This window comes from Anabaena azotica FACHB-119 (assembly GCF_014697625.1).
Classification (GTDB): Bacteria; Cyanobacteriota; Cyanobacteriia; order Cyanobacteriales; family Nostocaceae; genus Trichormus; species Trichormus azoticus_A.
The window spans coordinates 166931-183029 of the sequence record NZ_JACJSG010000001.1; the positions used below are offsets into that span (position 1 = coordinate 166931).

At 38.8% G+C, this 16099-nt stretch carries 12 protein-coding genes; 7 read left to right on the forward strand and 5 right to left on the reverse strand.

What is annotated here, in order from left to right; genetic code table 11:
• Positions 1–468: 468 nt before the first annotated feature.
• Both H6G83_RS00765 and H6G83_RS00770 read right to left on the reverse strand, forming a co-directional pair.
• Positions 469–627: a hypothetical protein gene (locus H6G83_RS00765; protein WP_190465622.1), complete on the reverse strand. Its 159-nt coding sequence runs from the start codon at positions 625–627 to the stop codon at positions 469–471.
• 126 nt (positions 628–753) lie between these two features.
• A complete protein-coding gene (locus H6G83_RS00770; protein ID WP_190465624.1) occupies positions 754–972 on the reverse strand; it encodes a DUF4327 family protein in 219 nt (72 codons plus the stop codon).
• Between the two features lie 1739 nt (positions 973–2711).
• Here H6G83_RS00770 and H6G83_RS00775 point away from each other — a divergent pair.
• The 6 genes from H6G83_RS00775 to H6G83_RS00800 all read left to right on the forward strand — a co-directional run bounded on the left by H6G83_RS00775 (position 2712) and on the right by H6G83_RS00800 (position 10539).
• Positions 2712–3119, forward strand: coding sequence for a tetratricopeptide repeat protein (locus tag H6G83_RS00775; RefSeq protein ID WP_190465627.1), 408 nt, complete (start codon positions 2712–2714; stop codon positions 3117–3119).
• Between the two features lie 67 nt (positions 3120–3186).
• A complete protein-coding gene (locus H6G83_RS00780) occupies positions 3187–4497 on the forward strand; it encodes a protoporphyrinogen/coproporphyrinogen oxidase (RefSeq protein WP_190465629.1) in 1311 nt (436 codons plus the stop codon).
• A 174-nt stretch (positions 4498–4671) separates the two neighbouring features.
• On the forward strand, positions 4672–7257 hold the full coding sequence (locus tag H6G83_RS36190) for a glycosyltransferase (protein ID WP_313934946.1): 2586 nt from the start codon (positions 4672–4674) through the stop codon (positions 7255–7257).
• Positions 7254–8921 (forward strand): O-linked N-acetylglucosamine transferase, SPINDLY family protein, encoded by a 1668-nt coding sequence (locus H6G83_RS36195; protein WP_190465631.1) that lies wholly within the window; start codon positions 7254–7256, stop codon positions 8919–8921. Before H6G83_RS36190 ends, H6G83_RS36195 begins: the two co-directional genes overlap by 4 nt.
• A gap of 221 nt (positions 8922–9142) precedes the next feature.
• The gene (locus tag H6G83_RS00795) at positions 9143–9775 is read left to right on the forward strand and encodes a transposase (RefSeq protein ID WP_190465633.1); all 633 of its coding nucleotides are present in this window, start codon (positions 9143–9145) and stop codon (positions 9773–9775) included.
• A gap of 185 nt (positions 9776–9960) precedes the next feature.
• On the forward strand, positions 9961–10539 hold the full coding sequence (locus H6G83_RS00800) for a Uma2 family endonuclease (RefSeq protein WP_190465635.1): 579 nt from the start codon (positions 9961–9963) through the stop codon (positions 10537–10539).
• 62 nt (positions 10540–10601) lie between these two features.
• On the opposite strand, the gene H6G83_RS00805 is transcribed toward H6G83_RS00800, so the two are convergent.
• Both H6G83_RS00805 and H6G83_RS00810 read right to left on the reverse strand, forming a co-directional pair.
• Positions 10602–12821 (reverse strand): O-linked N-acetylglucosamine transferase, SPINDLY family protein, encoded by a 2220-nt coding sequence (locus tag H6G83_RS00805; protein ID WP_190465638.1) that lies wholly within the window; start codon positions 12819–12821, stop codon positions 10602–10604.
• Positions 12822–12962: 141 nt separating this feature from the next.
• Positions 12963–13493, reverse strand: a complete 531-nt coding sequence (locus H6G83_RS00810) for a type IV pilin-like G/H family protein (protein WP_190465640.1) — start codon at positions 13491–13493, stop codon at positions 12963–12965.
• A gap of 275 nt (positions 13494–13768) precedes the next feature.
• Here H6G83_RS00810 and mltA point away from each other — a divergent pair, with 275 nt between their 5' ends.
• The gene (gene mltA / locus H6G83_RS00815) at positions 13769–14965 is read left to right on the forward strand and encodes a murein transglycosylase A (protein ID WP_190465642.1); all 1197 of its coding nucleotides are present in this window, start codon (positions 13769–13771) and stop codon (positions 14963–14965) included.
• 315 nt (positions 14966–15280) lie between these two features.
• Here the strand turns inward: mltA and H6G83_RS00820 are convergent, their stop codons facing one another.
• Positions 15281–15721: a hypothetical protein gene (locus H6G83_RS00820; protein WP_190465646.1), complete on the reverse strand. Its 441-nt coding sequence runs from the start codon at positions 15719–15721 to the stop codon at positions 15281–15283.
• Positions 15722–16099 lie beyond the last annotated feature (378 nt).

Sequence of the window (16099 nt, forward strand, 5' to 3'; positions counted from 1 at the left end):
TCCTTTATTTAGCTTATCTAAATATTAGCTTCGCAAGATAAGCCAGCTTAGTCAAGAGTTAAAGGAAAAAATATGACAAAATAACCCCCGCTTCTATTTACCAAAGGCGGGGGCTTATATTCAGGACTTACGCACCAAGGTTATCTGTTGAGACAGGGTGTAGGGGGGTAAGGGTGTAAGGGTGTAAGGGTTTTAAAGATTTACACCCCTATACCCCTATACCCCTACACCCTTGCCCAAACCCTTGATTTTTCGTTTTTCTGCGTAAGTCCTAATATTGTTAATACCAACTCAAAAAATTTTTGTAACACATCCCTTATCTGTGGGGACGCACAATCAAATGGGCGGTTAGAAACCGCATCTACACAAGCAAAACCCACCTACGCTGCGCGGGTTTTAAACATTTGATTTTGTCTGAGTCCGCGTAGGCGGTGAGACCAGTCCTGTAGGCGGGTTTCCCGCGCCCTCTTAACTGGCGTTCGCCGCAGGCGTTCTCGTCAGAGTACCCGGAGGGACTTGGCTTGTGTAGCCGCGAATTCCATGAGACTGTTGGCGAATTGATAGGGGGTCTAACCCCTCAGCCTCAATCCCTGTTGATTTATTTAATTTTATTTCGTTCCAACGCACTTAAGCTATTAGCCTACAATTGATTGCAGGGCGGAAAAGCAACGCTAAACCAAGGTTTTAGGGTAAGGGGTCTAACCCGTCATTAATTGACCAACAGTCTCATTATATTCGCCTTAAGACAAAACCCTATTCCTCATCCCAAGCTTCCACGGCGAGTAAGTCGCCAATGGGATCTTGCATAGTAAAACCAAAATCTAGTAGCTCCTGTTTCCAGTGCGGCCAGTCGTTCCCATAAAGCAGCGCAATTTTCCAAATGCTATCAGTCGGCTTGATGATATTCGATTCCACGAGTGATTGCACGTTACGCTGCAATTTCACCATTGGGTGAAGTACTTGCTGAGTCATAACCTCGATTCAATTGAAAATTTTATTGGGTAAATACTTAATCAAAACTGCTTTCCGTTTTGTAAGGGTCACCAATTCGTAGAGTTCTGTAATTGGCAAAGCTAGTCTTAACTTTCTTACTATACCATAACAAACTCTATAATGTTGTGGCAAACTTCGGCTTTGTACGGTAATTACGCCACTTTACCTAAATCTCTGCCTAAAGATATAGGCGGTGGCTGGGCGAAAAGTTAGCAGTCTTGAAAATGCAGAAACAGCATAAACAAGTCAGAACTGTGGGATGTTATTTTTCTATTAGCTAAAATCTGTGCGATCGCGAAAAGCTCAAGAATACTGGCTGACACAGGTTGTTTCCAGCATGACCTAAATAGTTTTTCGGTTGTTGGTTGCAAATTTTATATAGTATAACGCAAACATCCAATGGTAAATCATGTCATGTCCGCTTAAATACTTATCATATCTTGGGGGCTGGTAATTGGTAATTGGTAATTGGTAATGGTTTGACACTCCCCTGCCTAACCAAGTTTCGCTTTCGCTCACTTGCTTAAAAAGGCAGGGGATTCTTGGTTCAATGAGTCCACTTAGCGCCCGATTCCTTGCGGTATCTTGTGCCAGAGGTGGTTCTCTCCCCAAGCGTTAACTTTTGGTCTGCCCGACCATAGTTGCACAGTGTGCAATATTTGTTTGGTAGAGACGCGATTAATCGCTTCTGTACAATGCTGTTCGTCTAGTACCTGTAAATCTTTTACCTACTTCCAGGTGATACTAGAACTACGAAGTAGAACCAGCAAGATTCATTTGTCAAGGTTCAGCTTCTGCGTATTAGGCAGCAATAGGGTTTTTTCAGTGGTTGATTACCCTTCCACAACCATATTCTACCAAAAGCCGTCCTATAAGGACGGGGTTTTCAACCCAAATTTTCGATAAAGCAATTACCCTCCGGGTACTCTGACGAGAACGCCTGCGGCGAACGCCAGTTAAGAGGGCGCGGGAAACCCTCCTACAGGACTGGACTCACCTATTCGCTATTACCTATTACCGACCCTAGCAACCATATCGTAAGTAATTAGCCGGACTTTATATCAGTTGCCGGAAAAATTTAATAAAGCTTTAATCTTTCACTAGAGATTAAGCAGATATGACAGAATGTTTATCTTTCAGACAGCAAAAGTTAAATCAAATACTACAAGTCAAGATATACTTACGCAAATACTTAGGCAATAGTTGCTAGCTCTGATTTATACCTAGTACTTACGCATAAAAATGAAAAATCAAGGGTTTGGGCAAGGGTGTAGGGGTATAGGGGTATAGGGGTGTAAATCTTTAAAACCCTTACACCCTTACACCCTTACCCCCCTACACCCTGTCTCAACAGATAACCTTGGTGCGTAAGTCCTGATACCAATTAAGTATAACGGCGTAAATAACTCCAGGTTCAGGTTTGTAGTAAGGACTTCAGTCCTTTTTTGAGGACTAAAGTCCTCTCTGCGAGACGCTACGCGAACACTACAAACTTCATCATATTTTTTACATTAGTTAGGATAGTTTGCTTTATCCCTACCAACTTAGTAGCAGCGAATTATTTTAGCCACGAAGGTCAGCAGTTAACATAACTTCATGTTCAACCGAGTTCTAGGATAAAAAATTTTAGTTGAGATGTTAGTTTGTGTGAAGTAATGGGTAATCTCTTATTTAGGAGATTGCTGTAGCTAAGTATTTACCACAATTTAGATTTAAATATGGCTAGTTCAGGTGAAGACTATTTAGTTGTCCGTCAAAGACAGATTGAACGAAAAAAAAGAATATTAACAATAGTTTCTGTTGTATCTTTCTTTGGCTCAACAGTGTTTGGAGTTGTGCAATTAGTTCAACGATCTACTCACAGTCCGCCGCCAGTAACTGCAACTAAATCTCCTGAGTCTTTGTTACAAGAACAAGCCAAGGGTTACGAATTAGTTTTACAGCGAGAACCAAATAACCAAGTGGCGTTAGAGAAATTGTCTTTGTTGCGCGTGCAGATGCAAGATTTTAAGGGCGCTGCTGAAATTTTAGAAAAGCTGGTAAAGCAGTATCCTGATAAACAGGAGTATAAGGTTGTTTTGGAGGATATGAAGAAGCGGCAAGGAAAAAGCGATCGCTCTAATTAAAACATAGGCTGAGGTATTTTATTTCTCTTATTTTGTATTTTTAATTTATTTATCAGGTAAAAATCAAGTGGAAAAATACACAAACATAATTTTAGGTGCAGGAGTTACCGGACTAGCTGCGGGGTTATCTTCTAAATGTCCTGTATTTGAAGCACTTCACCATCCCGGAGGTATCTGTGGTTCTTATTACATGAAACCACTAGATAGTAACCGACTGACTAATTCCCCAACAGATGGAGAAGCTTACCGATTTGAATATGGTGGTGGACATTGGATTTTTGGTGGAGATCCAGTGGTATTAAAATTTATGCGATCGCTAACTCCTTTCAAGTCATATCAACGCAGTTCTGCTGTCTATTTTCCAACACAAGAACTATATGTTCCTTACCCAATACAGAACCATCTTAGTTATTTAGGTAAAGATTTAGCAGCTAAAGTTATCTCTGAAATTACTTCTAGTGCGGCAAATTATCCTCGTACTCTAGAAGATTGGATATATCAAAATTTTGGCAAAACATTAACAGATTTATTTTTTGCACCATTTCACGAACTATATACAGCAGGACTTTGGAGAGCTATTATTCCCCAAGATGCTTATAAATCACCTGTAAATTTATTAACTGTAATTCAAGGTGCTTTTGATAATACTCATCCTGTAGGCTATAACACTACTTATATTTATCCTACTGAAGGGTTAAATACTTTAGTGCAGAAAATGTCTGCTTTATCTGATGTAAGATATGGCAAGAAAGTTAAATATATTGAGCCAAAAAGCAAAGAAGTTTGGTTTGAAGATAATACTGTTGTCCAATACGAAAATCTGATATCTACCTTACCGCTTAATAAGATGGTAGAAATCACAGGTATGCAAACGGAAGCCGAGCCAGATCCTTATACATCAGTACTCGTTTTGAATATTGGAGCTACAAAAGGTTATAAGTGTCCTAATGAACACTGGCTTTATATACCCCATAGCAAATCAGGATTTCATCGTGTAGGTTTTTATAGCAACGTAGATTCATCTTTTTTACCCATTTCTTCCAGAGAAGATAATAACCGTGTAAGTATTTACGTAGAAAAAGCTTACCGTGATGGTGCTAAACCTTCTGAAGAAGAAATTAAAAATTACTGCCAAGAAGTTGTTGAAGAATTAAAAGCTTGGGGTTTTATTCAAGAAGCAGAAGTAGTAGATCCTACTTGGGTTGACGTAGCTTACACTTGGTCTTGGTCTGGTTCGCAATGGAAGCAGCAAGCACTACAGTTGTTAGAAAAGCATGATATTTACCAAATAGGTCGATACGGGCGTTGGATATTTCAAGGAATTGCAGACTCTATCAAAGATGGTTTTTTTGTTGGTGCTAGTTTCAGCCATCGCTGAAGTAAGTTTTATTCCAAATTAATCATAAGTAGAAATATATTAACGACACAAATACAAGAAGATGTAGATAATAATCACAAATATCCTACTGTGGAGATAGAGCATTAAGAATAAGTTCAACTTAGATGATATTAAATATCAACAATATTATTAGATGGAAAATTAGAATTTTTTATGTTAAAGATTAATGATGATGCTATACCCTTAATAGAGCCTATTCCACAGGAAGTTAACAGACCGTTTTGGTCTGTTATGATTCCTGCCTATAACTGTGCTAATTATCTCGTAGAAACGCTCAACAGCGTTTTAGCACAAGATCCAGGTGCAGAAAATATGCAAATTGAGGTGATAGATGATTACTCTACTAAAGATGACCCACAAGCAGTAGTTAGAGAACTTGGTCAAGGAAGAGTTACTTACTATCGTCACCCAGAAAACCGAGGCGCAATATCTACTTTCAACACTTGTATTCAAAGAGCTAAAGGTAAGTGGGTACATATATTACATGGTGATGATTTAGTTGTACCAGGGTTTTATAGTCGCTTACGTCAATCTATAGAACAACAGCTAACAATTGGTGCTGCTTTTTGCCGTTCTATTTATATAGATGATGATGGTAAAAGACAATCCTTGTCATCGCTACAAAGTCAAACAGCTGGTATTCTTTCTAATTGGGTAGAACGTATTGGCGTACAGCAACAGATTGAAACACCTGCGATTGTAGTTAGACGCAGTGTTTATGAACATTTAGGGGGATTTCATTTAGAATTATTTCATGCTGCTGACTGGGAAATGTGGAAGCGTATAGCAGTATATTATCCAGTTTGGTATGAGCCGCAACCTCTAGCCTATTATCGTATACATGCAGGCTCACACACATCTCAACTAATCAGAACTGGCGCTAATATTGCTAATATTCGTTTAGCAATTGAAGTTTCTCAAGCTTACTTACCTAGTGACATATCTTCTGAAATATCTGCTAAAGCTAGAGAAAATTATGCTTTTGCTGCTTTGAATATAGCAAAAAAAATGTTGGCAGTTGGGGATTTTGATGCAGCGATCGCTCAAAGTTGGGAATGTATACAATGTAGTAATTCTTCTCAAGTAATTGAATCTCTAGCATCTTTAATAAATTTAGTAGATGCAGAGCATTACTTAGAGAAAATGACTGAATATGTTGACCAACATGGTGGTAATGACATAGGAAAAGCTGGGCTAGCTAGTTTGTCTATAATTTTAAAAGAAACGCCTGTCAAATCAGTAAAAAAATCACCAGTTATTATTGTTGATGCTATCTTTTTTCAACTTTTTAAAACTGGTATAGCTCGCGTGTGGGAATCACTACTAACCACTTGGGTAGAAAGTGGTTTTGCTCAAAATATCATTGTTCTTAGTCGTGCTGCTACTGCACCAACAATTCCTGGGATTGAATATAGAAATATTCCAGCTTATGACTACGAGAACACTGATGCTGATAAACAAATGCTCCAACAAATCTGTGATGCTGAAGGAGCAGATTTATTTATCTCCTCTTACTACACCACACCTATAACAACACCTTCTGTATTCATGGCTTATGACATGATTCCAGAGGTTATGGGGTGGGATATGAATAATCCCATGTGGAGAGAAAAGCATCAAGCTATTCAGCAAGCGTCCGCATATGTAACAATTTCTGAACATACAGCGCGTGACCTTATAAGGTGTTTTCCTGATATATCAAATGAAGCTGTTACTGTAGCTCATTGTGGTGTTCCAGCTACTTTTACACCTGCCAAATCTGAAGCAATTAACAGTTTTAAGACTAAATACGGTATTAGCAAGCCTTATTTTCTTTTAGTTGGTACAGGTAGCGGTTATAAAAATGGTATTTTGTTCTTCCGGGCTTTTGCAAAACTTACTAGTAGTTACGGCTTTGATATAGTTTGTACGGGAGTAGGTAACGCTTTAACACCTGAATTTAGATCCTGTACATCTGGTAGTGTTGTTCATACTTTACAACTCAGTGATGAGGAATTAGCAGTAGCTTATTCTGGTGCAGTTGCGTTAGTTTATCCTTCCAAATATGAAGGTTTTGGAATGCCTGTAGCTGAAGCAATGGCTTGTGGTTGTCCTGTGATTACTTGTCCTAATGCTTCAATTCCAGAGGTGGCGGGAGAAGCTGCAATATATATAAATGATGATGATGTAGATGGACTAGCAAATGCGCTATGTGAAGTACAAAAACCTGCTGTGCGCCAATCATTAATTACTGCGGGTTTAGCGCAAGCACAAAAGTTTTCTTGGACTAAAATGGCAGATATTGTTAGTTCTGTTTTGATTGATGCTACTCTTTTATCAATAAATCTAAGAGAGATTAATTTAATTATCTTTCCTGATTGGTCAGCGTCGGAAGAGTCAGTCAGTTTAGAACTAGCACAGGTAATTAGAACCCTAGCCACTCATACTGATAGTTATAAGACTACTTTACTAGTTGATACTACTGGTATTTCTGGTGAAGATGCAGAATTATTTCTATCTAGCGTGACAATGAATCTTCTTATGGAAGAAGATTTAGATTTAACTGATGGGTTGGAAATTTCTTTGGTAATAGATTTGGCTGAGATTCAGTGGAAGGTTTTATTACCTCGTGTTCACGGCAGAATTATTTTAGAGAATGAAAATCAACAAGCACTCATACAAGCAAAAGCCGATACTCTGGCATCATATCAATTAACCAGCTTTAGTCAAGAACAAGATAAAGAGTTTTTTTTTGCTTGAGTAACAGATTATTCAGCCAAGGGCGATGGCAAGATGCGATCGCCTCATATCAAAAATTGATAGAATTACAACAAGACAGTGCCGATATTTACTGGAACTTAAGTCAGTGCTATAGAAATTTAAACTTACAAGATGACTATTTCCAGACTCTTAAACAAGGCATTGAACATTACCCTAAAGATGGTAGACTGCATTTTACCTTGATTATTGATTTGCGGCGTAATGGGCGTACTGAAGAAGCAATTGAGTACGCGGACAAGGCTTGTCAATGTCTACCTGATGATTACACTTTTCAACTTCTCAAACATTTAACTGTTCCCTCTGTTTACAATAACCCAGAGGAAATAGCATTTTATCGTCAGCGCTACACTCAAGGTTTGCAAACTTTAATTGCAGAAACTTCTCTTAACACTGTTGAAGAAAAACAGAGTGCTTTAGCTGGTATTAATCGGCTGACTAATTTTTATCTATCTTATCAGGCACAGAATGATATAGATTTGCAACGCCAATACGGAAATTTAGTACATCAAATCATGGCGGCTAACTTTCCCCAATGGGTTGTTCCTGTATCTATGCCTAAATTACAACCTAACCAAAAAATTCGTGTTGGTTATGTTTCCCATTATCTGCATTCTTACAGTGGTACACTATGGTTAACTGGCTGGTTAAAATACTGCGATCGCCAAAATTTTGAAATCTACTGTTATTACACGGGTAACGACCCAGATGCTGTTACCGAAAAATTTCAGGAATATAGTGATGTTTTCCATCATATTCCTTACAATTTACCTGCTGTTTGTGAACAAATAATAGCTGATAAATTACACATTTTAGTGTATCCCGAAATCGGCATGAACCCGCAAACTATGTGCATGGCTGCTTTACGACTTGCACCAGTGCAATGTGTTGCTTGGGGACATCCAGTAACAACTGGTTTACCAACAATTGATTACTTTTTATCTAGCGAATTAATGGAAGCAGAAAATGCTCAAGAACATTATTCGGAAAAATTAATTCTTTTACCAAATATTGGTGTTTCTTACCCGAAACCGTATATTCCTCCAGTGTGTAAAACTCGTGCTGATTTTGGCTTGTCTGATGATGATGTTCTCTATTTATGCTGTCAAGCACCGTTTAAATATTTACCACAATATGATTTTATTTTGGCGGAAATAGCCTATCGTGTACCGCAAGCTAAATTTATATTTCTGCGGGGTACTTTACTACAAGAACGCCTACAACGAGCTTTTGCTGCTTTAGGGCTAGAATATAGAGATTATTGTGTATTTTTAAATATCCCAGAACGACTTGATTATCTGATGATTAACTTATTGTCAGAGGTTTACTTAGATACATTTACTTGGTCTGGTGGTAATACTACCTTAGAAGCGATCGCTTGTAATCTGCCCATTGTTACCTGTCCTAGTGAATTTATGCGGGGTCGTCACTCTGATAGTTTTTTGAAAATGTTGGGGGTGACAGATACAATTGCTAAAAATGAAGCGGAATATATTGAAATCGCTGTTAGGTTAGGATTAGATCCCAATTGGCGGGGTGAGATTTCAGAGCGAATGAGTCAACTTCATGAGCGATTATTTGATGATCGGGTTTGTGTGGCGGGTTTGGAAGCTTTTTATCAACAGGTTGTGGGATTAAGTTCGTAGTAAGCACTTTAGTGCTTTTTTCAGGATGAGGACTGAAGTCCTCACTACGAGCGTTTGTAGTCATTAAGTTTGTAGTAAGCACTTTAGTGCTTTTTTCAGGATGATGAGGACTGAAGTCCTCACTACGAGCGTTTGTAGTCATTAAGTTTGTAGTAAGCACTTTAGTGCTTTTTTCAGGATGATGAGGACTGAAGTCCTCACTACGAGCGTTTTTTAAATATATGTATGAATATCGCAAACTTACGCTAAAACAAAAAGCTGAATTAGTTGAACAACGTTTGAGTCGTGGTTATCCTCCTCACGCGCCACCTCATCCTATACAAGATGCAAAATTTTATTTGTTAACTGCGGCTTGTTATGAACATAAGTCTTATATGCACTGTCAATCTCGTCGTCAGCAGTTGCTAAATATGATTTTTGATAAGTTTGGTGATGAGGATGATGGGGAAGAGAGTGCTAAAGCACTTACTACGAACATAATGATTAGTGCTTGGGTTGTTTTACCTAATCATTATCATTTATTGGTTCAGGTGGAAAATTTTGAGGTCTTGGGTGAGTTATTTCGTAAGATACATGGTTTTACTTCACGTCGATGGAATCTTGAAGATAATGTGACTAAGCGAAAAGTTTGGTATTCTTGGAGCGATCGCGCTATTCGCTCACAAAGACATTATTATACAACTCTTAACTATATTCACTACAACCCTGTCAAACATGGTTTAGTTACATCTCCTTATGACTGGGTTGAAAGTAGTGTTAACTGGTATTTACAAGTTTACGGGCGAGAATGGTTACGTGATTGTTGGGTTAAATATCCAGTCAAAGATTATGGCAAAGATTGGGATGATTTTTAAAGTTTGTAGTAAGGGCTGAAGCCCTTAGTTATCTATATTGGGAGGGCTGAAGCCCTCTCTACGAACCTTCTTAATGTTTGTAGTAAGGGCTTCAGCCCTTAGTTGTATATTGGGAGGGCTAAAGCCCTCACTACGAACTTTCCCTGCTATAGTTCAAGAATATACCCTGATAGTAAAATATTGCCGTGACTGCTATTACAATTAATTTGAATAATATCGTCAGGCTGAGTGATGACCAATTTTATCAGCTATGCCGAGATAATCCTGATATAAAATTTGAGCGCAATTCTAAGGGAGAATTGATAGTAATGCCACCTACAGGGGGAGAGACGGGAAAATTTAATGCTAAACTCACTACAAGATTTGTTGTGTGGAATGAACAAACACAACTAGGCGAGGTTTTCGATTCTTCTACTTGTTTTAGACTTCCCAATGGGCCAGACCGTTCTCCTGACGTTTCTTGGATAGAACTCAGCAGATGGAACTCTCTCTCACCAGAACAACGAGAAAAGTTTCCTCCTATCGCTCCCGATTTTGTGTTAGAACTCATGTCCCCATCTGATAATTTGAGTGAAGCACAAGCTAAAATGCAAGAATATATGGATGCGGGAGTAAAGCTAGCTTGGTTGATAGATAGAAAAACACGCCGTGTGGAAATTTATCGACAAGGGCAAGGAAAAGAAATATTGGTGTCTCCCGCAAGTTTATCAGGAGAAGATGTATTAATTGGTTTTACTTTAAATTTGCAGTTTATTTGGAGTTAGTTTGTAGTAAGGGCTTCAGCCCTTAGTTGTATATTGGGAGGGCTGAAGCCCTCACTACTAACTTAACTTTCTAGATATTTTTGCCACATTTGGGTGTAAGCATTCTCCATCTCACGGGTAAATTGCTTACCGTTCCATAGAGGTGATGTTTTTCTTGATTGTCTCAGCTTCCAAGCGATTTGTTGTCTTAAAGCTTCATCCTTACCCAAGCGTACACCCCACTCTACATATTCTTCATCAGTCCAGGCGATACCTTCTGTAATTCCAGCATTCATCATCATGGTATAGCTGTTGCGTGCGGCAAATTGTTCACCTACTTTTGTGACCATAGGAATACACATCCACAGGGTTTCTAACGTTGTAGTAGCGCCATTGTAGGGGTATGTATCTAAAACTATGTCGGCAATACCTAAATTAGCTCGGTGAACTGATTCTGACATAACAATCGGAAGAAAACGCAGCCTAGATGTATCTACGCCTTCTTCATCAGCTAACCCATCAAAGAATATTTTGATAGAATTTTCCTCAGAGATACCTTTAATTAGAAAGTAGCTATTAGGAACTTCTTTAATGATTTTCAATTGCAATCTTGTAATATCTGGATGTCGCTTAAAACCTCTTTGTCCACAAAGATACACAACTGCATCATTAGGGATATCTAATTCTTCACGAGTTATAGTAGGTACACTAACTTCAAAGCCATCTACAGCTACGTAGGTGTGAGGTAAACGCCAAATTTCTTCGCTGTAGTATTCCTGAGCTGATTCTGGTAAGACATAAGGGTCTGCAACAAAATAATCAACAGCCGGAATCCCGGAAGCATCCCAACCCAACCAAGTCACTTGAACTGGTGCTGGTTTCATTCCCATAACTTCACAACTAATATCAAGAGTAATGCTATCTAAATCTATTAGAACATCAATTTCATCTTGATAAATTTGTTCAGCCAGTTCGTTCGTATTTGTTGATTTATATGCTTTATCTACTTTACTTAGATACCATTCATGTAAAGGATCTAAATCTGGATTAGTATTAATAAAATAAGCATAAACTTCAAATTTATCCCTATCATGATACTCAAACAACCACCGTGCTAACCAACCCACAGAATGACTTTTAAGGCAATAAGATAAATATCCTAATTTAATTTTTTCGTTAGATGGTTTCCCTTTTTTCCTTTCTAAATGTCCATAAAAATATTTTTCCACTTTTTCTTTTGCATAATTGGCTATATTCGCTTGACAAACTTGCGACAATCCATTTTGAAGAGTTCTATTTTTTATAGGATTATCTTCAATGTAAGGGCTGAAAAAACTAGCATTAAATAGTCTTGTTGTTCTTACGTTATCAAGGTTTTTTGGTTGATTTTCTACCAGTGATAGTATCAAAGATTTTTGTTTGCTATTGATAGATAAAGATTCTTCCCAATGCCCGCCTGCACTCATTAATCCTCGTAGCACTTGACGATTTGCAAAGACTTTATCCGCAAATTCTTCGACTAAGGAATAGTATAGTTTGGCTGTTTCTATACCTTTAACAAATTGATTCGCGTTTTGATAAAAACTAGCTAATTGACCTATAACTTCTGTATTGTTGGGACTCAAAGTTAAATAACTTTCACATATTTGTGCTGCTATTGCTGGTAGCTGCTTTGAGTAGGCAATTTCTATCGCAGATGGCAGTAAAGTAGTTAATAAAACTGGGATATGATGATGACAATAAGGTAAACAAGCGTTTAATAATTCTAGGGTAGAAGGATGTGCAGGAGCATAATCTAACGTAGCTTTTAAAACCTGCATCAATAAATCTAATCTGACTTCTAGACCGGATTCACCTTTCAGAATATCGATTACTTTCAGTTCTTCTAATTCATTACCAGTATAATTTCCTAATTTAATAGACAGTAAAACAAGATGTAAGAGGTTATGAATATCTTGAGGAGCAATTTCCTTGATATTGCAGCGAATTTTTGCAGCAACAGAATATTCTTCTCGTTCTTCCTGGCGTTCAGCTTCCGTGTTTAAAATTGTAACTAATTCTTGATTCCAAGCATCAACTTGTTCTGGCTCTCCATCCATCATAGCCATAAACCAAGTTGTTTGAGCTTCTACTTCTTGTCCCTGTAATAGTAATATTAAGCCCAAACTCCAATAATATGATTTAACATCAGGCTCTATAGCAATTGCTTCTTCGTAAAGACTGGCTGCTTGAATGTAATTACCTGAAACGAAATATTTTTCTGCCAGTTGATGATGTTGAGTTGGAGTAGTTATTAAAACCATAGTAATTATGACCAACTTATGAGAAAGAAAAAGAATTAGTTAGTAAATTGCACAAATTGGGTAATGTTTTTTTGACATTACCCAAAACAAGAAATATGCAAAATTACTTGTAACAACGATTAGTTAATGGTTTTAACTTTCTTATCTAGCTAAAGACACAAAGTTAGTCGCGCAGGTTGTACCAAATGTGGTAAAGTCATCTACTGTTGTGCTAGGGCCAGCTGTTTCACAAGCTATTGCTAATGTTAAAGCTTCTGAAGTTGCACTATTTCCTTGGGTTGTACCTACTAAACCGTAGTATGATTTAAGGGCTGTTTTATAAGCTACACCTTTAAACTGAGCAGCAGCTGTTCCACCACCAGCAATAGAATAGTTATAGTTCTCAGACTGAGTTCTGATACCTACTTGCAACTCGTCAAGGTTAGTAGCAAACTTTTGGTATTCCAAGTAGTAGGCTTGCTGAGAACGGTTAACAGTACCTACGTAGTTTCTTGCTTCTGACTGTTTTGCCTTGTTTACCTGACCTAGTAGCGAAGGTAACGCGATCGCAGCAAGTACACCGATGATGATTACAACTACTAGCAGTTCAATTAAGGTAAAACCTTCATCTTTTTTGTTCTTACGGTTGTTGAGGTGGCTGAGGAATTTAGCTTGTAATTCTGGCTTGAGCATTGATTTCTCCTGAAGTTTGGGGTAAGTAGTAGGCGATCGCTTTTCTCTACAAACAACTTACCCACTTACAATCGTGATCTATCACTCCAGGTAAAAAAATTTCTTGCTGAAATACGATTTGCGTATATTCACTAATAAAAAATCTCTAGGAGATGAATATCTCCTGATTTTTACTTAATGCCCTAATCAAGTGCGATCGCTACAGTATATTGCGGAAACTAAAGCTGTGGGTTACTGTCCTAATGTCTGATATATGAAAAGCTTGAGATGTAGAAATGAGAAACAAGCTGGCTTTATTTTCCCTCAGTTTAGGCATCACCTTTTTTAACCCCGCACAAATTGCTGTGAGTCAGGTATCACCCACAGCACCACCTTTAAAACTTGTTGATATTGGTACTAACTGCACACCAGCGCGTACTTGCTTGGGTTGGGACGAACAACTATTTATAGGTCATGGCAAACTGAAAAGCGATCGCGCCGGTCTGTTACGCTCAATAGATAATAGTTTACGTTACCTAGAAACCCCAAAAGCAGCAGCCGCTTACAACAATTACCCCATCAAAGGAATTACCCTCGATAGAGTGCGGCGGAGTTTGCGGCGTTTTCGTCAGTTGGTAGCTACAGCAAAATCACCAGCACAGTTACAAGCTGCGGTGCGGCGAGAGTTTGCTTTTTACAAGTCAGTTGGTGATGATGGACAAGGTAGAGTCAAGTTTACCGCCTACTATGCACCGATTTACTCAGCCAGTCGTGTACGCACTGCACAATATAAATATCCCATTTATCGACTTCCCCCAGATTTTGACCAATGGAGTAAACCCCACCCCAAGCGAGTTGATTTAGAAGGGGTAGATGGTTTATTGGGAAACAAAAGCCGACTAAGCGGTTTGGAGATGTTTTGGTTACGCGATCGCTTTCAAGCCTACATGATCCATATCCAAGGTTCTGCTAAACTCAAATTAACAGATGGCACTCAAACCAGCGTCGGTTTTGCAGCTGGAACAGACTACCCTTGGACAGCTGTAGGGCGACTGCTATTTCAAGATGGCAAACTAACCAAAGAAGAATTAAATATGCCTGGGATTATTCGCTATTTTCGCAAAAATCCCCAGTCTATGAATAATTATCTCCCACGCTGGGAACGATTTATATTCTTCCAAGAAACCAAAGGCGAACCAGCCACAGGCAGTATCAGCGTACCACTCGTACCAGAACGTTCCATTGCCACCGATAAATCTCTCATGCCACCAGGCGCATTAGCTGTAATTAACGCTACATTCCCCTATCCAGGGCGACGTAACCAACTGATTCAGCGCCACGTCAGCCGTTTTGTCCTCGACCAAGATACAGGTAGCGCCATCAAAGGCCCCGGCAGAGTCGATTATTTTCTCGGCTATGGCGACTTAGCAGGCGATCGCGCTGGTATTACTGTGACTGCTGGTTCTATATATTACCTGCTATTGAAAAAGTGAATTAGGGACTGGGGACTGGGGAAGGGGGAAGGGGGAAAGGGGAAAGGAAAAATACTGCTCACTCATCTCCCTCATCTCCCGCAAGGTGGTTTCATACAATCAGAGAAAAAAGACTAATGTGTTTCAAAGCCTCTCCCCCCGTGGGGGAGAGGTTTGGAGAGGGGTCAAAATCGCTGCGACAAAACGAGAAATCAAGACTTATAAATTTTTCTTTTTCTGTATGAAACCACCCTCCCTTTTCCCCTCCTGGGAGGGGTTAGGGGTGGGTTACTCCCTCATCTCCCTCATCTCCCTCATCTCCCCCACCTCCCCCAGCTACCTCGCCTGTTGTCGCATATATCGCCCATCCAACCCCTGCTTAATCCAACTGAGACATTCGTACTCAGATTTAAATAATTTAGGTGCAGCAATATTATTTAATAAATCCGGTGGGTAATGGTCGTAAAAGTATCTATCATTCTCGTGGAAGACAACAATTAAATTGTTGCGGTAAATGTAGCGTGATTGAAAGCAATCTTTCTGACTAGCAAAATCTGCGTTTTGGTCAATATGCTCTTTAGCTATTTCAATGATATTGCTAATGCTATTACCGTAGATTTTAGCTGGATTTTCGGCTTTGTGTAGTTTACTTTCTCGACCAATTTCTGACAAGAGTTTATAGGAATAGATTTCATACCTATCTGCTTTGCCAAAAACAAATGGAATGATGAGATATCCCTGATATGAAACCGAATTTTCATAAAGAAGACGACTCATCTGAACCTCCTTTGATATAACGGCTTAAACAAAAAGCGCCTCAACAAAAACGCAATAACAATTAACGCATTTCTGCTAATTAATGCTTGGCGTTGTTGATATCTTGTGGGCAATTTGGTCAAGAGGGGCATGACCCCTCATTTTGGGTAATGATGGCTTGTTAGGTCTTATCAGAAAAGAATTACAAAATTCATTATTACTCTTTTTTTAAGGACTCAAAACGGTATATGTGAGAAAAATTAAACAATTATTAGAACTTACGCAAGTGTCATAATTAAACTAACTGTAGGGTGCGTCAGACGCAATAATTTCGTACACATTCAAGGATTTTCTACATCTGACGCACCCTACCGTTTTGTGAGAAATGCGGGTAAAGTC